This is a genomic window from Micromonospora sp. NPDC050187, assembly GCF_044459745.1.
Taxonomy (GTDB): domain Bacteria; phylum Actinomycetota; class Actinomycetes; order Mycobacteriales; family Micromonosporaceae; genus Micromonospora.
In genome coordinates this window covers 15,196-31,580 of record NZ_JBITJH010000005.1, presented here as the reverse complement: position 1 = coordinate 31,580, position 16,385 = coordinate 15,196, and the positions used below count along the sequence as shown (strand labels likewise).

The following is a 16,385-nucleotide window of genomic DNA, read 5'->3' as shown; positions in this document are numbered from 1 at the left end:
GGATCCTCATCTGGGCGGCACGGGGTGGGCGGGAAACTGTCGTGGCGCGGGCCGGGACACCGGCCGCTGCCGGTGGTGAGCGTTCACCGACGGCAGGGCCAGCAGCACGGCTACCACAAGGTAACCGAGCGCCTGACCGACCGAAAGCCCCGCGTTGAGCGCGATCCACCCGTTCGGATAGGCGTCGGTGAGGGCGTTCAGCAGCACGGCGGCGGTGCGTTCGTCGGCGTCCAGCCGGAACGGGGTGGACCGCTGCACGAACACGAGAGCCAGCGCACCGCAGCCGGCGAGGAGGCCGAGTCCGCAGACGACCCAGGCCGCCACCCGCACCCCGGCGCGCCCGGCGAGCAGGCCGAGGGCGAGCGCCACGAGCAGCGCGCCGACCGCCACCGCGAGCACCGCGGTCAGCACGGTGGCCGTCCGCACCAGCGTCACCACACCGTCGACCGCGCCCCGGTCGGGAGCGTCCGTGGTGGCGGATCGAAACCGCGCGACCGTGCCGTCCAGGGTCAACAGACCGGCGACCGCGTACGCGCCCCCGACGGTCGCCATGGTGACGAGCAGCCCGGCGGCGAACCTGACCACGGGCGGCCGTCGGGGCGGCTGTTCCGACACGAGCGATCCCTCCGGGTAGGCGTCGCGTTGCAACCTACTCGGAGGGATCGTCGTACGTCCCGCTTATCGGCGGTCAGCTTGCCGACGGCGGCCGGTCACCTGGCGGGTTCTGTTCGCCGGAGGGGCCACCGGATCCGCCGGCCGGCGGCTGTTCCGGCTGGCCGGTACCCGAGGGCGGCGGGTAACCCGGCTCACCGGACGGGGTCTGCCCCGGGTAGCCCGGGGTCGGCGGGTAGCCCGGCTGGCCCGAGGGGGTCTGCCCCGGATAGCCCGGGGCGGGCGGGTAGCCCGGCTGACCCTGGGGCGGGTAGCCCGGCGTCCCCGCCGACGGGTAGCCGGGGTAGGCGCCGGGAACCGGGGGCTCCCAGGCCGGCTGCTGCTTGCGGAAGAACTGGTTCGACGCGGGCAGGGCCAGCAGCACCAGGGCGGCGATCAGCGCGAGCACCGCGACCACGTTGACCAGGTTGCTGACCGGGTAGTACCAGGACGGCAGAACCTCCTCCAGCCGGCGCGCGATCTCCTCCTGGCTCGGCATGTCGGCGCTGGAACCGCCGACCGGACCGCTGACCGAGCCGGCCGCGCCGCTGACCAGGGTGCCGCCGCTGCAACAGAGCAGGATCCCGCCGACCACCCAGGTGGTGATCCGGGCACCGTTCTTCCCCCGGTTGTTGAGCATGGCCAGCACCACCAGCCCCACCGCCAGGAGCAGGGTGACGATGCCCGCCCCGACGGCGACGACGGTGGCGAAGTCGGCGACCGCGTCCATACCGTTGACCGAGCTGTCGCGGTACGCCTCCTCCAGCACTCGACGGGTGTCGCCGAGGGTGGCGAGGGTGAGGATCAGGTTGATCACCTGGATGACGGCCACCAGGATCAACAGGTAGCTGGATATCGTCACGCTGCCCGGGCGCACCCGGGCCGGGGTGCTGTGGGTTTCGGCCACGACTCTCCTTCCCTTGGATCGCCACCACACCGTAACGGCATTCCGCCAGCCGTACGGGACGGACGGGACGGACCCGCCGGGCGACGCTCGACGTGCCCTACCCAGTCGCGCACACCCGCAATCCGGTCAGTAGCCGCGCCACTCCGCGCGGGCGTACTCCAGCACCTTCGGATGGAGCAGGGTGGAAGCGGGCACGTCGACCCGGCGCCGGTCGGCGGGGAAGTTCCCGGCCGCGGCGAGCGTGCCGGTGTCCAGGAAGCGCAGCGACGGCACGTCGGCGGGCAGCTCCAGCGGGGGCGGGGTCGGGCCGGGGGCGGCCAGCACGAACCCCCAGTCGCCGAACGACGGAACGTCCACGTGGTACGGCCGGGTGGCGAAGCCGGCCGCCCGGACCGACGCCTCGATCGACCAGTACGACCGGGGTGCGAAGTACGGCGATCCGGACTGCACCACCAGTCGTCCCGTGTCGGCGAGCACCGCGTGCACCAGCGAGTAGAACTCGACGGTGTAGAGCTTCGCGGTGGCCGTCTCGTCCGGGTCGGGTAGGTCCGCCACCACCACGTCGAAGCGTTCCCCGGCGGTCCGCAGCCAGCCGAACGCGTCGGCGTGCACCACGTGTACCCGGGGGTCGGCGAAGGCGTCGTCGTTGAGCCGGCGCAGCTGCGGCTCGGTGCGGGCCAGCGCCACCACGGCCGGATCCAGGTCGACCACGGTCACCCGGCGCACGTCCGGGTAACGCAGCAGTTCCCGTACGGCCAGCCCGTCCCCGGCGCCGAGCACCAGCACCTCGCCGCGTGGACCGTCCAGCGCCGGATGCACCAGCGCCTCGTGGTAGCGGTGCTCGTCGACGGAGCTGAACTGGAGGTCGCCGTTGAGGTAGAGGCGCAGGTCGGAGGTCTGGTGGCCGGCCTCGGTCACGGACCGGGTCAGCACGATCTCCTGGTAGCGGCTGCGCTCGGCGTGCACCACCGGGTCCCGGTAGAGCTGCTGCCGGGCGGTCAGCTCGAAGTCCCGGGCGGTGATCCAGGCGTAGGACAGGCAGAGCGCGACCACGACCGACCCGGCGGTGATCGCGACGTACGCCCGGCGGCTCAGCTCCCGCCGGAAGACCGTGACCACCAGGGCCACGCCGGCCACGGCGTTCACCGCGCCGACCACGAGCGCCCCCTTGAGCTGCCCGAAGACCGGGATCAGCAGGAACGGGAAGGCGAGCCCGCCGAGCAGCGCGCCGACGTAGTCGGCGGCGAACAGGTCGGCCACCGCGCTGCCGGCGGACTGTTCCCGGATCCGTTGCAGCAGCACCATCAGCAGCGGGATCTCCGCACCGATCAGCAGCCCGAGCACGAACGCGGTGCCGACCAGGGCCGGACCGTACAGGTCCAGCCAGGCGAAGGCCGCGTAGAGGCCGAGCACCGAGAGCCCGCCGAGCAGCGCCAGGATCAGCTCGACCAGGGCGAACGCGGCGGCGGCCCGGGACTGGAGCGGCTTCGCGGCGAGCGCGCCCACGCCCATCGCGAACACCATCACACCGAGCACGATGGACGCCTGACCGACGGTGTCGCCGATCAGGTAGCTGCCCAACGCGACCAGGGCCAGCTCGTAGACCAGACCGCAAGCCGCGCAGACGAAGACCGCGACCAGGACGGCCGCGCGGGCCAGTCGCCAGCGCGGGCGTTCCGGTGCCTCGGTGCTCACGGCCTCTTCCGGTTGTGCCGGACGCTCATCCCCGCCATGGCCTGCGCGGTCGTCCGCCGCTCCTTGCGACGCTGCACGAAGCCGACGGTGAACAGGAGCGCGGTGATCAGGAGCAGGCCGGCGACGGCGGCGAAGTACCCCCAGCGGTCCCGCCAGATGTCGCTGCTGGTGTCCGGCAACGACGGCGCCGCCGCGTCCGGGGCGGCAGTGGTCACCGGGGCCGGGTCGGCCAGGCCCCGCTCGGCCAGCAGCAGCGGCAGGACGACCGCGGCCCGGGTGGTCGCCCAGCCGGGTTCGTCGATGAATGCCTTGTCGTCCAGTCCGAACCGCTCCAGGCCCCGCTGCAGCAGGATGAGGTCCGTGCGGTCGAAGTCGCTGGAACTCTCGAGGTAGATGGTGGCGGAGTCGTTGGACTCGCTGCTGTCCGACGGCCAGTACACGTCCGCCACGACCTGGACCCAGCGGAGGCACCGGGGGTCGTCGACCGGCGTGTCCACACCGAGGTTCGACCCCACGCTGACCGTGCGGCTCAGCTCCTCCAGCACCCAGCCGTAGCAGATGTCCTGGGCCTCGGTGGCCCGCTTGAGCACGGCCACGGTGTCGTCCCGCTCGGTGGCGGTGGGCGGGGGAACGACGTCGCTGGAGCCCCGGTTGAGGACGGCGGGCAGCACGCACGCGGCGACCACCACGACGGTGACCACCACCGTCCAGACGGCCGCCGCGGTCGACGACCCCTTCTTCGCGGGCTTCGGACGGGACATCAGCTGATCGCGGCGGCGATGATCGCGCCGGTGGCGAGGTGGATGACGGAGCTGACCCAGACGGCGGGGTGCGGCTGCGGGTCGACCAGGATCTCGCCGAGCTTGCCGGGCGTCGCCACGTCCAGCAGGACGAACGCGGCAGCCATGATGACCAGGCCGAGGACCCCGTACGAGGCGGCGCCGACGATGCCGAGGACGAAGTCGTCCTCGCTGGCGACGATGGCGGCGACCACGGTGATGCCGACGCCGGCCAGGTTGGAGGCGAGCAGCAGCGCGGCGTTCCGGTTGCGCTGCGTCCAGATCAGTTCGTTGAGCCGGCCGGGGGTGGCCACGTCGACGAGGACGTAGCCGATGCCCATGAGGACGACGCCGACCACCCCGTAGGCGAGGGTGACCAGCAGATCGGTGACGAGGGTCTGCACGGTGGGACTCCGAGGATGAGGGGTTTGTCGTCGGTCACCGCCGCTGCCGAAGCGGCGACAGTGAGATCGCGGGCCGCCGGCACACCAGCGGCGTTACGGTCAGCCGGGCGGGTGGACCGGCGGAGGGATCACTTGCCGCTGCCCGGGCCGCCGCCACGGACGCTGCTGCCACGTCCCCAGCCCCAGCTGTTGCCCACCGTCGAGTGGTAACGGGGATAGGCGGTGGAGACGCGTTCGAGCAGGATCAGCGACCCGGCCGCCACCGGCAGGATGACCACCGAGTCGTCGTCGTAGCGCAGGTAGACCCCGCTGCCGTCGACGTACTGGTCGGCCGGCTTCCAGGCGTCGGTCACCTCGTCCGCCACCTCGCTCGGCCGTTTGGTGGAGGTGTACGCGATCGCGTCCCGGCCGATGTCCTGGCTGGTGGCCCGGGTGTACCGGTCCTCGACGTAGCCCCGGGGCGAGAAGTTGCCGTAGAAGATCGCGAAGGCGGCGACCAGTACGCCGATCACGGCGAAGGCCGCGCCGACCACGAACCACCGTCGATACGTCACAGTGTCACCACCGTTTCGGTCAGGACCAGCTCATTGGTCTGCGGGTACGCGTGCCAGGTGCGCCAGCGCACCGTGTCCGATGCCGGATCTGGAACGACCGCCAGGGCGGTCACCGCGTCCGGGTCACCGGGGAAGACGCCGACCAGGGCACGCGGGTCGTCGGCCAGGTCGGCACGGAGAGCGGCGACCCGGCTGCTCAGCCCGCCCGGCTCCGGGCTGAGCACCGTCGCGGTGAACGAGTAGCCCTCCGCCGGCTGGTGCACCGTACTCGGCAGGTCCGGTCGCCGCCCCGGCAGGCAGGCGACCGTCTCGGCCAGCACCACCGGACCGGGTGTGCCGTCCGGCGCGGACCCGCCCAGGAGCACCTGATGGGACGCGCCGAGCAGGCGCAGCCGGATCCGCGGCCCGCCGGGCAGGTCGAGGTCGAGCACGTACAGGGCGGGCAGTTCCGGGCCGCCGAGAGCCAGGCTGAGGTCGGCGGCGCTGGTGTCGACGTACGGCGCATCGAGGCTGACCAGCATGCTCAGCCCACCTTCTCCGGGCCGGCCTGCGGGTAGACCATCACCTCGGGCCGGCGCAGCAGCTCGCCCCGGGCCACCTCCCAGTCGGCGTCGCCGTACTTCTCGAAGGAGAGCCGGGCCTCGCCGGGCGCCGTGTAGTCGTGGTACCGGACGCTGCCGGTGGGGGCGAGCCCGGTGGTGCCGGTGGCGGTCCAGCGGGCCTTGCCCGACTCGTCGCTGCGGTACCGCCGGCCGTCGAAGTCGACGGTGGGCGGGCCGGGGGTGACCGTGGCGGCCGGCTCGGCGGTCCAGAGCACCAGCTCCAGGTCCGGGTCCTCCTCCACGGAGAGCCAGCGCTTGGTCCCGTCCGCGGTGTCCAGCAGGTGCTCGTCCCAGCTCCAGCCGCCCTCGGTGAGGTGCAGCGAGCCGCGTACCGCGTAGGTCACCTGCCGGATCTCGACGAGGTCGCCGGGACGCAGCCGACGCGGGTCGCCGCGCAGGGCGTCGGCGTCGTGGTCGCGGAACGGGTCGGTGGCCGTCGGCGCGGTCGGAGCGGTCGGACGCTGCCGGGACCGGCGCAGGGCGACGAGGGCGACGACCACCCCGGCCACCCCGGCCAGGCAGCCAACCGCCGTCAACAGGTACGCCAGTGTCCCGCTCACCCTCACCCCGCCTTTCGTCCGCGTCGGCGCCTGACGGTAACAACCGCACGCACCTGCGCAAACAGCAGCGACATCGAGCGATTGGTCAGCTACCGAGAGTGGCCGGGGGTGTCTCCGGCGGGCCCTCGGACTGTGACGGCGGTAGGTGGCGGGACGGGTCCGGGCAGATCAGGTACCCCGGCGGCACGGTGTAGTACACGGGAGGCACCGGATGACCCGGCGGCACGACCGGCACGAAGTGCGGGACGACCGGGTTCGCCGGTCCGGACGGCGGCCCGGCGTACGTGGGCAGCGCGACCGGGGCGGCCGGCCAGGGCCACGAGCCGGGTTGCGTCGGGGGGCGTTCCTCGTCGGGCCGGAAGTACCGGCTGCCCGGCGGCAGGGCGAGCAGCAGCACCACCGCCAGGGTGAGCAGCAACGCGACGACCCCACCTAGGCCACCGGCGGCGGCGAGCACATCACTGCTGACGTCGGTGGCGCCGTAGAGCGTCTCGAAGAACTCCGACTCCTCCCACACCGGCTCCCCGTCCGGGCCGGTGGTCGGCTCCACCCACTCGTCGCCGGCCAGGAAGAACGGCAGGAAGGCGAAGCCGAGGCATCCTTGGCCGAAGCAGCACAGCAGTTGCGCCCCGCCGGCCACGAAGACCAGGACCCGGGCGGTGCCGCCACCCCGCAGCACCGGCCGGGCGGTGGCGGCGAGCCATCCCGCCAGCACCAGGGCCGGCAGGCAGACGAGCACCGTCATGAACAGGTTGCCGAACCGCTCGCCGCTCACCTCGTCCGGGTCGGCGTCGGGCACCCTCGCCGCCGCCCGGTCGATCTGGCCGTCGAACTGCACGGCCCCGGCCACGGTCAGGCCGACCATCGCGAGCAGGACGACGACGGTCGCCAGTTGCAGCCAGAAGGCGACGGTGACGGCGGTGGGCCGGGCCGGTCGGACCGGCTCGGCCGGGGAGGGGGTCATGCCCGGGGAGGGTACGGGTTCCATCCCTCCCCGGGCACCACCGTTCAGGCGGTGGAGGTGACGGTCAGCGCCTCCTTGGTGTCCGCCAGGTCGACCCGGACCGTGTCGCCGTCGCGGATCTGGCCGGCCAGCAGGGCCCGGGCGAGCTGGTCGCCGATGGCGGACTGGACCAGACGGCGCAGGGGGCGGGCACCGTAGATCGGGTCGTACCCGTGCTCGGCGAGCCAGACGCGGGCCGGTTCGGTGATCTCCAGGCCGAGACGGCGGTCAGCGAGCCGTCGGCGCATCCGCTCCAACTGGATGTCCACGATGGCCCGCAGGTCGTCGCCGTGCAGGGCGGCGAAGACCACGATGTCGTCCAGTCGGTTGAGGAACTCCGGCTTGAAGTGCGACCGGACCACCGCGAGCACGCCCTCCCGGCGCTGCTCCTCGGCGAGCGTCAGGTCGCTGATCACCGACGAGCCGAGGTTGGAGGTGAGGATCAGGATGGCGTTGCGGAAGTCGACGGTGCGACCCTGGCCGTCGGTGAGCCGACCGTCGTCGAGCACCTGGAGCAGGATGTCGAAGACGTCCGGGTGGGCCTTCTCCACCTCGTCGAGCAGGATCACCGAGTACGGCCGGCGGCGCACCGCCTCGGTCAACTGCCCGCCCTCCTCGTATCCGACGTAGCCGGGCGGGGCACCGACGAGCCGGGCGACGGAGTGCTTCTCGCCGTACTCGCTCATGTCGATGCGGACCATGGCCCGCTCGTCGTCGAAGAGGAACTCGGCGAGCGCCTTGGCCAGCTCGGTCTTGCCGACGCCGGTCGGGCCGAGGAAGAGGAAGCTGCCGGTCGGGCGGTCCGGGTCGGCGACCCCGGCGCGGGCGCGGCGGACCGCGTCGGAGACCGCACCGACCGCCTCGGGCTGGCCGACCACCCGGGTGCCCAGCGACTCCTCCATCCGGAGCAGCTTGGCGGTCTCGCCTTCGAGGAGGCGGCCGGCGGGGATGCCGGTCCAGGAGGCGACCACCGCGGCGATGTCGTCCGCGCCGACCTCCTCCTTGAGCATCGCGCCGTCGGCCTGGAGCCGGGCCAGTTCCTCCTCCGCCTTCGCCAGGTCGACCTTGAGCGCGGGGATCCGGCCGTACCGCAGCTCGGCGGCGCGTTCCAGCTCACCGTCACGCTCGGCCCGCTCCGCCTCGCCGCCGAGCCGTTCCAGTTCCTCCTTGGCGGTGGAGAGCCTGGTGATGTGGTCCTTCTCCAGCTTCCAGCGGTCGGAGAGGGCGGTGAGCTGCTCCCGCTTGTCGGCCAACTCCTTGCGAAGCCGGTCCAGCCGCTCGGCGGAGGCGGCGTCCGGCTCCTTGGCCAGCGCCATCTCCTCGATCTCCAGCCGGCGGACCGCCCGCTCGATCTCGTCCACCTCGACCGGCCGGGAGTCGATCTCCATGCGGAGCCGGGACGCGGACTCGTCGACCAGGTCGATCGCCTTGTCTGGCAGGAACCGGTCGGTGATGTAGCGGTCCGACAGGGAGGCGGCGGCGACCAGGGCGGCGTCGGTGATCCGCACACCGTGGTGCACCTCGTAGCGCTCCTTCAGGCCGCGGAGGATGCCGATGGTGTCCTCGATGGTCGGCTCGCCGACCAGCACCGGCTGGAAGCGTCGCTCCAGGGCCGGGTCCTTCTCGATGTGCTCGCGGTACTCGTCGAGGGTGGTCGCGCCGACCATCCGCAGCTCGCCCCGGGCCAGCATCGGCTTGAGCATGTTGCCGGCGTCCATCGAGCCCTCGCCCTTGCCCGCGCCGACCACGGTGTGCAGTTCGTCGAGAAAGGTGATGACCTGCCCGTTGGAGTTCTTGATCTCCTCCAGGACGGACTTCAGCCGCTCCTCGAACTGACCCCGGTACTGCGCCCCGGCGACCATCGCGCCGAGGTCGAGCGAGACGAGCTTCTTGTCCCGCAGCGACTCGGGCACGTCCCCGGCGACGATCCGCTGGGCCAGGCCCTCGACGATGGCGGTCTTGCCGACGCCGGGCTCGCCGATCAGCACCGGGTTGTTCTTGGTACGCCGGGAGAGCACCTGGATCACCCGGCGGATCTCCGAGTCCCGGCCGATGACCGGGTCGATCTTGCCGTCGCGGGCGCTGGCGGTCAGGTCGACGCCGTACTTCTCCAGGGCCTGGTAGGTCTGCTCGGGGTCGGCGGTGGTGACCCGCCGGTCCCCGCCCCGGATCGTCGGGAAGGCGGCGACCAGGTTCTCCTCGGTGGCCCCGGCGGTCCGGAGCGCACCCGCGACCGCGCCACCGACCCGGGCCAGGCCGGCGAGGAGGTGCTCGGTGGCGGTGTACTCGTCGCCGAGTGGCCGGGCGATCTGCTCGGCGGCTCCGATGGCGTTGACGAACTCCCGGGACAGGCTCGGCTCGGCGATGCTGGAGCCGCGTGCGGCGGGCAGGGCGTCGATCGCCCGTACGGCGGCCCGGCGCAGCTCGACCGGGTCGGCCCCGGCGGCGCGCAGCAGACCGGCAGCGGTGGAGCCGGCGGTGTCCAGCAGTGACAGCAGCAGGTGCCAGGGTTCGACGGTGGCGTGCCCGCGCTGGTTGGCGACGGCGACGGCACCGGTGATGGCCTCGCGGCTCTTGGTGGTGAGGCGTTCCGTGTTCATGGGCTCCCCCGGAATCGGCGTGTCCACTGAGAGAGACACAACCAGAGTTGAGCCTATTCCACTCAACTTCGACGGTGTGAGGCCCGTCACAGGAGAGCCGGGTCAGTGGTCGAGGACGACCCGGACCCAGTGCAGATCCCCCCAGCCGGTGGTCAGCACGACGTCGTCCGGTCCACGGGCACAGAGCGTGCCGTCGGCGAGCACGGTGAGGTGGTGCTCCGGGGTGAGCGGCCAGGCCATCCGGTGGTACCGGTCGTTGGTCACCATCCCGGCCCCGCCCGGCCCGGTCACCACCAGGATGCTGCCGCCGAAGGGAACGACCGACCGGATCCGCTCCGGGCCGCCGTCGGGGTGGACCAGTTCCCAGCCGGAGCCGCCCTGCCGCCACAGCGCCGGAAACGACGTCCGGTCCGGGCGCTCCCCGATCAGCCACGCCGTACCCCACGAGTCGATCACCGCCCGGAGCACGGACACCTCGCCGTCGGGCGGGGACACCGCCTGCCGCCACCATCTCCGGCCGCCGTCGGGCGAGATCGCGGCGGACGGCCGGCCGTCGTGCACCCCGGCCACGACGACCTGGTCGTCCCGCGAGGCGACCGTGTTGATTCCGGGTACGTCCGGCTGGGTGGCCAGGGGACGCAGCCGGCGGCCGTCCCACTCGGCGACCTTCCCGGTGGCCTCGACGACCTGGAACCGACCCTGCGCCCCGATCCAGACCGGGGGCGCGGAGCGGGAGTGCGTGAAGGTGGTGCCGCCGTCGGTCGAGGTGTACCAGCCGTGCGGCTCGCTGAGCAGCACGAGCAGATTGGGGGCGGTGTAGAGCTGCTGGTCGGCAGCGGTCGGGCGGGGATGCCGCAGCTTCCGCCAGGACTTGCCGCCGTCGGCGGTGCCGTAGAGCAGGGCCGGGCAGGTGGGACCCGGCGGCGTCCCGTCACACGCGGCGAAGAGGGCGTAACCGTGCCGCGCGTCGGTGAACTCGACGTACGGCCGGTCGTACCGCTCGGGCACGGTGACCCGCACCTGGCGTACCTCGTCGAAGGAGGCCGGCGGCAGCGTCGTCGTCGGTGTCGACGGGACCGGTGGGGTCGGTGGAGCCGGTGGTCGGCGCCGGACGTCGCCGATCGAGCAACCCGCCAGGGCGGGCACGAGCAACAGTGTGACCAGCCACCGACAACTCCGCTCGACCATGGCCCTCCTTCGCGCCGGTACCGTACCGTGACCGCCGTGCGAGTACGTGTCGAACAGACTGCCCTACCAGGAATCGGTGTACGTCACGACCTGTTGACGGAATCCGGACGCCGGCTCGGCGTGGTGTCCCACCGCAACGGCCGACGCGACCTTGTCCTCTATGACCCAGATGATCCCGATTCCTGCCAGCACGACATACCGCTGACCGACGACGAGGCGGAGGCGCTGGCCGACATCCTCGGTGCGTCGCTGATGCTCGGTCAGCTCACCGGGCTGCGGGAGCAGGCCGCCGGGCTGCTCACCGAGCAGATCGCCATCCCGGCCGGGTCGAAGTACGTCAACCGCCGGCTCGGCGACACCAAGGCCCGCACCCGCACCAGCGCCTCCATCGTGGCGGTGCTGCGCGGCGGCGAGGTGATCGTCTCGCCCGCCCCCACCTTCCGCTTCGAGGCCGGTGACGTGGTGGTCGTGGTCGGCAACCGCAAGGGACTCGACGGGGTCACAGCCATCCTCGCCGACAGCGACCCGGACGGCTGAGGCGCGGATGCACGACTTCACGACGCTGCTCATCGAGGTCGGGGCGCTGCTGTTCCTGCTCGGCCTCCTCGGCCGGCTCAGCCGCCGCATCGGCCTCTCCCCCATCCCGCTCTACCTGCTCGCCGGCCTCGCCGTCGGACACGGCGGCATCCTGGACATGCATGCCAGCGAGGAGTTCTTCGCCGTCGGCGCGGAGATCGGCGTCATCCTCCTGCTGGTCATGCTCGGCCTGGAGTACTCGGCGAACGAGCTGGTCGGCAACCTGCGCTCGGCGGCCCCGGCGGGCCTGATCGACGCCGTCCTCAACGCCCTGCCCGGCGCGGCCTTCGCGCTGCTGCTCGGCTGGGACTGGATCGCGGCGGTGGTGCTCGCCGGCATCACCTGGGTCTCCTCGTCCGGGGTGATCGCCAAGGTCCTCGCCGACCTGGGCCGGGTCGGTAACCGGGAGACACCGGTGGTCCTCTCGGTGCTGGTCATCGAGGACCTGGCCATGGCGCTCTACCTGCCGTTGGTCACCGCGCTGCTGGCCGGCGTCGGGCTGTTCGGCGGCGGGATCGCCCTGGCCGTCGCGGTCGGAACGGTGCTGCTGGTGCTGGTCGTGGCGATCCGGTACGGCCACCTCATCTCCACCGCGATGTCCGCGAAGGACCCGGAGGCGCTGCTGCTCGGAGTGCTCGGGATGACCCTGCTGGTCGCCGGGATCGCGGCGAAGCTCCAGGTCTCGGCCGCCGTCGGCGCGTTCCTGGTCGGCATCGCGCTCTCCGGACCGGTGGCGCACCACGCCACCGAGTTGCTCACCCCGCTGCGGGACCTCTTCGCCGCGGTCTTCTTCGTCTTCTTCGGCCTGGTCACCGACCCCCGGGACATCCCGCCCGTCCTGCTGCCGGCGCTCGCCCTGGCCGTGGTGACGATGGGGACGAAGACGATCACCGGTTACCTGGCCGCCCGCCGGGCCGGCATCGCCGAACCCGGCCGCTGGCGGGCCGGGCTCGCGCTGGTGCCCCGGGGGGAGTTCTCCATCGTCATCGCCGGGCTGGCGGTGGCCAGCGGCGAGGTCCCACCGGGGCTGGCCGCACTCGCCACCGCGTACGTGCTGATCACCGTGGTGACCGGGCCGATGCTGGCCCGCCTGCCGGACTTCGCGTGGTTCAAGCAGTGGTTGCGGCGTCGGGCGGCGGCCCGACCGGTGGAACCGGTCCCGGCCCCGGACTGAGTCGACGTCGGCCGGCCGGTCGCCCGGAAGGGGGAACCGGCCCGGCCGGCGGTCGCTGAATCCGTCCCGCCGAGGTCTTCCGCCGTCGCAGCGGCCCGCGCTACCGTTTCGCCCCAGCACACCAGGTTCCCGCGGACACCCGGTACGCCCCGCGGGCACGAGCGGAAGGCTGCCGGTACGTGCCCGAGTCGACGTTCCCCGGCTTCGCCAATCCCGTCGACCCGTCTGCGGCGGAGCTGCGGACGTGGGCCTACCAGCCGGACTCGGTGCCGCTGACGTCGATGCCGCCGGACTGGGACCTGCTCGTCGCCGGTGACCACCTGGTCCCGACCCTGTTCGAGCTGGCCATGGACCCGGCCTGCCCGGCCCGGCGGTTCGCCCTGCACTGTCTCTACATCTACGCCGCCGACGGCATCCGCACCCAGTTCCGCGCCCACCCGAAGCGTCGGCTGCGCAAGCTGGTCGAGCAGGCCGAGCTGACCGGTGACCACCTGGTCCGCACCTGGGCCTACAACGCCCGGGTGCTCATGGACCGGCCCGACCTCTTCGACTATCACGACTGGTGCGAGGGCGGGCTGGTCCGGGAGAACCGCCGGATCGGCTGAGCGGACCCACGCCGGATCGGCTCAGCGGGCCTGCGCCGGGTCGGTGGTCGCCGGACCCGGTCCGGCCCTGGAGTAAAGGGGGACGGACCGGGACCCCCCGTGGATCCCGGCCCGTGGCTCAGGTGCTTCAGCCGCTCTTCCGGCCCTTCTCGCCCGGCCCCGGTGGCGGTGCCGTCCGGTCCGGCCCGGTCTCGTCGCCCTCGGCGGCGTCCCGGCGCTCGACGACCGGGCCGGGCTTGCCGGCGAACCGGCTCCCGGTGATCGCGTCGAACTTTTCCCGCACCGTCTCGGCGACCCGGTCCAGGCGCTCCTCGGCCTGCTGGGCTACCTTCTTCGCCGGTTCCGCCATGCCTCCCCCTCGCCGCCACCCGCCGGGCCTCGCTCGGCCGCGACGGTGGCCCGGTTGGTGCGGACGGGTCCTGTTCAGAGGCTAGCCGGGCGGAGCCGGCCGGCACGGCGGTTCCACGGAACACGACGCCAGCCGCGGTTGCAGGGATCCCCTGCTCATCAAGAAGCGGTAACAGGGGACCCCTGCTACCACCGGTGGCGCCCTGGAAACGCGACCGGCCCGGCCGGCGGCGAATGTGCCGCGCGGCCGGGCCGGGCCAGCTGAGAATCAGCGGTCGGTGGAGCGGCGGGGCCGCCAGACCACCAGTGCGGTGGAGGTGCGGGTGGTGGGGACGATCTCCCGGCCGGGGAAGCGGGCCATCGCCTCCAGTTCGGCGATCCGTCGGTACGCGGCGTCCAGCTCCGCCTCCGTTTCGGCGAGTCGCGCCTGGGCCTGCTCCAGGAGCTGCTCCAGGCCGATGATCCGCTTGATGCCGGCCAGGTTGACCCCGTCGTCCTGGCTGAGCCGCTGCACCTCACGCAGCAGCACCACGTCCCGGACGCTGTAACGGCGACCGCCACCGGCCGCCCGCCCCGCCTGCACCAACCCGAGCCGGTCGTACTGCCGCAGCGTCTGCGGGTGCATCCCCGCCATCCGCGCCGCGACCGAGATCATCAGTACTTTGGCGTCGTAGGCAGGGTCACCCGAGCCGACGAACCCGTCCGCCATCCCGCTCACCTCCGCGTGTACTCCACCGTGCCAACCGAACCCACGCACTGCTAACCCAAGCGACGCACCCGCGCGTCGAGATGTTCCCGAGCCGCCGGCGGAGTCTGCGCCGCGAACTCCTCCAACGCCGCACGGGCCTCGTCGGAGAGCCGGGCCGGGACCACCACGTCCAGGGTGACCAGCAGGTCACCGGCCTGCCCGTCGCGGCGGACCACACCCTTGCCCCGGGCCCGCAGGACCCGACCGCCGGGCGTGCCCGGTGGCACCCGCAGGGTCACCGCCCCGTCCAGCGTGGGCACCCGCAGGTCGGTGCCGAGCGCCGCCTCCGCGAAGGTGATCGGCACGGTCAGGGTCAGGTCGTCCCCGGTCCGCCCGAACAGGTCGTCGGGACGCACCTTCACGTGCACGAAGAGGTCCCCCGCCGGGCCACCTCGCTCGCCCGGCTCGCCCCGGCCGGCCAGCCGGATCTTCTGCCCGTCGGCCACTCCGGCGGGAAACCGGACGTTGAGCGTGCGGGTCTTGGTGACCCCGCCGGTGCCCCGGCACTCGGGACACTTCTCCTCGACGATCGTGCCGACGCCCTGACAGTTGCGGCAGGGCTCGGCGAAGCTGAACGAGCCCTGGTTGCGGGTCACCATCCCCGAGCCGTGGCACTGGGCACAGGTCACCGGTCGGGTGCCGGGCTTGGCCCCGTCCCCGTGGCAGGTGTCGCAGACCCCGGGCGCGCGCAGGGTCAGCGGGAGCGTCACCCCGCGTACCGCGTCGGGGAAGTCCAACGCGACCTCGGCCTCGACGTTCCGGCCCCGGGCCGGACCACGCGGTCGCGCCGGGCCGCCCCCACCACCGCCGGAGAACATCGAACCGAACAGGTCAGAGGGGTTGAAGCCACCGAACCTCCGGTCACCGCCGCCCGCGCCGCCGCCGAACAGGTCGGAGACGTCGAACGGCGCGCCACCGCCCGCGCCCCGGGCGTTGCGCCGAAACGCGCCCGAGCCGAAGAGCGTGCGCATCTCGTCGTACTCCCGACGCCGCTTGTCGTCGGAGAGCACGTTGTACGCCTCGGAGGCGGCCTTGAACCGCTCCTCGGCCTTGGGGTCGTCCGGGTTGTGGTCCGGGTGGGACTCCCGGGCCAGTTTCCGGTACGCCTTCTTGATGTCGTCCGAGGAGGCGGACTTGTCCACGCCGAGCACGGCGTAGAAGTCCTTCTCCAGCCAGTCCTTGGAACTCACCGGTCCACCCCCTTCCACCCGACGTGCACCGGGCCTCCCGTCCACCCGGTGCCGGTGGACAGGAGGACCCGGTCACGGTCTCGTACTACTCCGGATCGGCGACCGCGACCATCGCGGGCCGCAGCAGACGCTCGCCGAGCTGGTAGCCCCGACGCATCACCTGGACGCAGGTCGGCTCGCTGACCTCGGCCGAGGTCTGGTGCGCGACCGCCTCGTGCCGGGTCGGGTCGAAGGGGTCGCCCTGCTCGCCGAAGACGGTGAGGCCGAACTTGCCCAGTGCCGTGGTGAGCTGCTCGGCGACCGTGCCGAACGGGCCCACCAGATCGCCGTGCTCGCGCGCCCGGTCGAGGTCGTCGAGGATCGGCAGCAGCGCGGTGAGCACCGCGCCGGTCGCCTGTTCGCCGACCAGGGCCCGGTCCCGCTCCACCCGCTTGCGGTAGTTGGCGTACTCGGCCGAGACCCGTTGCAGGTCCCGGGTGCGTTCCTCCAGCTCCGCCCGGAGCGCCTCCAGCTCGGCTCCGAGCGGGGCGGCCGGACCGCCGTCGGCCGGTCGCGCCGGGGCGTCCACCACCGGCGCGCCGTCCGAGGCCGTCTCGTCGATGGTCGACTCGACCTCGTCGACCACCACCTCGGCCTCCTCGACCAGGCCCGCCGCGGATTCGGCTCCGTCCCGGGTGGAACCGGCCGGCGTCCCGGAGTCACCCGGCACCGAACCGGGGGTCTCCTCCGGGTCGGCGGCTCGTGGCTTGTCCGTCATGCGGCTACCTCAATCCCTCTGCCGTGGGTTCGGGACGGGGTGGG

At 72.7% G+C, this 16,385-nt stretch carries 18 protein-coding genes; 3 read left to right on the top strand and 15 right to left on the bottom strand.

Annotated features, from left to right (window positions below; translation table 11 throughout):
- Nucleotides 1–6: 6 nt before the first annotated feature.
- From ACIBJE_RS09775 to ACIBJE_RS09725, 11 genes are all read right to left on the bottom strand, one after another.
- Nucleotides 7–615 carry a hypothetical protein gene (locus ACIBJE_RS09775; RefSeq protein WP_396745710.1) on the bottom strand — a complete coding sequence of 203 codons (609 nt, stop codon included), beginning with the start codon at nt 613–615 and terminating at the stop codon, nt 7–9.
- A 73-nt stretch (nt 616–688) separates the two neighbouring features.
- On the bottom strand, nt 689–1,558 hold the full coding sequence (locus ACIBJE_RS09770; protein ID WP_396745707.1) for a hypothetical protein: 870 nt from the start codon (nt 1,556–1,558) through the stop codon (nt 689–691).
- A 126-nt stretch (nt 1,559–1,684) separates the two neighbouring features.
- Nucleotides 1,685–3,253, bottom strand: coding sequence for a polyamine aminopropyltransferase (locus tag ACIBJE_RS09765; RefSeq protein WP_396745704.1), 1,569 nt, complete (start codon nt 3,251–3,253; stop codon nt 1,685–1,687).
- Complete coding sequence (locus ACIBJE_RS09760) at nt 3,250–4,014, bottom strand: hypothetical protein (RefSeq protein WP_396745701.1); 765 nt, start codon at nt 4,012–4,014, stop codon at nt 3,250–3,252. Before ACIBJE_RS09760 ends, ACIBJE_RS09765 begins: the two co-directional genes overlap by 4 nt.
- A complete protein-coding gene (locus ACIBJE_RS09755) occupies nt 4,014–4,436 on the bottom strand; it encodes a DUF350 domain-containing protein (RefSeq protein WP_396745698.1) in 423 nt (140 codons plus the stop codon). The genes ACIBJE_RS09760 and ACIBJE_RS09755 overlap by 1 nt, the downstream gene beginning before the upstream one ends.
- Before the next feature lie 128 nt (nt 4,437–4,564).
- On the bottom strand, nt 4,565–4,990 hold the full coding sequence (locus tag ACIBJE_RS09750) for a DUF4247 domain-containing protein (RefSeq protein WP_396745695.1): 426 nt from the start codon (nt 4,988–4,990) through the stop codon (nt 4,565–4,567).
- Nucleotides 4,987–5,511, bottom strand: coding sequence for a DUF2617 family protein (locus tag ACIBJE_RS09745; RefSeq protein ID WP_396745692.1), 525 nt, complete (start codon nt 5,509–5,511; stop codon nt 4,987–4,989). The genes ACIBJE_RS09750 and ACIBJE_RS09745 overlap by 4 nt, the downstream gene beginning before the upstream one ends.
- Nucleotides 5,512–5,513: 2 nt before the next feature.
- Nucleotides 5,514–6,152, bottom strand: coding sequence for a DUF4178 domain-containing protein (locus ACIBJE_RS09740; RefSeq protein WP_396745689.1), 639 nt, complete (start codon nt 6,150–6,152; stop codon nt 5,514–5,516).
- Nucleotides 6,153–6,237: 85 nt separating this feature from the next.
- Entirely contained in the window at nt 6,238–7,116 is an 879-nt protein-coding gene (locus ACIBJE_RS09735) for a hypothetical protein (RefSeq protein WP_396745687.1), read from the bottom strand.
- Nucleotides 7,117–7,160: 44 nt separating this feature from the next.
- The gene (clpB, locus tag ACIBJE_RS09730; RefSeq protein ID WP_396745684.1) at nt 7,161–9,755 is read right to left on the bottom strand and encodes an ATP-dependent chaperone ClpB; all 2,595 of its coding nucleotides are present in this window, start codon (nt 9,753–9,755) and stop codon (nt 7,161–7,163) included.
- Between the two features lie 102 nt (nt 9,756–9,857).
- The gene (locus ACIBJE_RS09725) at nt 9,858–10,943 is read right to left on the bottom strand and encodes a hypothetical protein (RefSeq protein WP_396745681.1); all 1,086 of its coding nucleotides are present in this window, start codon (nt 10,941–10,943) and stop codon (nt 9,858–9,860) included.
- A 36-nt stretch (nt 10,944–10,979) separates the two neighbouring features.
- Between ACIBJE_RS09725 and ACIBJE_RS09720 the strand changes: the two genes are divergently transcribed.
- From ACIBJE_RS09720 to ACIBJE_RS09710, 3 genes are all read left to right on the top strand, one after another.
- The gene (locus ACIBJE_RS09720; RefSeq protein ID WP_396745678.1) at nt 10,980–11,480 is read left to right on the top strand and encodes a cation:proton antiporter regulatory subunit; all 501 of its coding nucleotides are present in this window, start codon (nt 10,980–10,982) and stop codon (nt 11,478–11,480) included.
- A 7-nt stretch (nt 11,481–11,487) separates the two neighbouring features.
- Nucleotides 11,488–12,693, top strand: a complete 1,206-nt coding sequence (locus tag ACIBJE_RS09715; protein WP_396745675.1) for a cation:proton antiporter — start codon at nt 11,488–11,490, stop codon at nt 12,691–12,693.
- Nucleotides 12,694–12,872: 179 nt separating this feature from the next.
- Nucleotides 12,873–13,298, top strand: a complete 426-nt coding sequence (locus tag ACIBJE_RS09710) for a hypothetical protein (RefSeq protein ID WP_396745672.1) — start codon at nt 12,873–12,875, stop codon at nt 13,296–13,298.
- Nucleotides 13,299–13,425: 127 nt separating this feature from the next.
- Here the strand turns inward: ACIBJE_RS09710 and ACIBJE_RS09705 are convergent, their stop codons facing one another.
- From ACIBJE_RS09705 to grpE, 4 genes are all read right to left on the bottom strand, one after another.
- Nucleotides 13,426–13,647, bottom strand: a complete 222-nt coding sequence (locus ACIBJE_RS09705; protein ID WP_396745669.1) for a hypothetical protein — start codon at nt 13,645–13,647, stop codon at nt 13,426–13,428.
- Between the two features lie 267 nt (nt 13,648–13,914).
- Nucleotides 13,915–14,355 (bottom strand): heat shock protein transcriptional repressor HspR, encoded by a 441-nt coding sequence (locus ACIBJE_RS09700; RefSeq protein WP_396745666.1) that lies wholly within the window; start codon nt 14,353–14,355, stop codon nt 13,915–13,917.
- 50 nt (nt 14,356–14,405) lie between these two features.
- Nucleotides 14,406–15,584 (bottom strand): molecular chaperone DnaJ, encoded by a 1,179-nt coding sequence (gene dnaJ, locus ACIBJE_RS09695; protein ID WP_396745664.1) that lies wholly within the window; start codon nt 15,582–15,584, stop codon nt 14,406–14,408.
- 85 nt (nt 15,585–15,669) lie between these two features.
- The gene (grpE, locus tag ACIBJE_RS09690) at nt 15,670–16,341 is read right to left on the bottom strand and encodes a nucleotide exchange factor GrpE (RefSeq protein WP_396745661.1); all 672 of its coding nucleotides are present in this window, start codon (nt 16,339–16,341) and stop codon (nt 15,670–15,672) included.
- Nucleotides 16,342–16,385 lie beyond the last annotated feature (44 nt).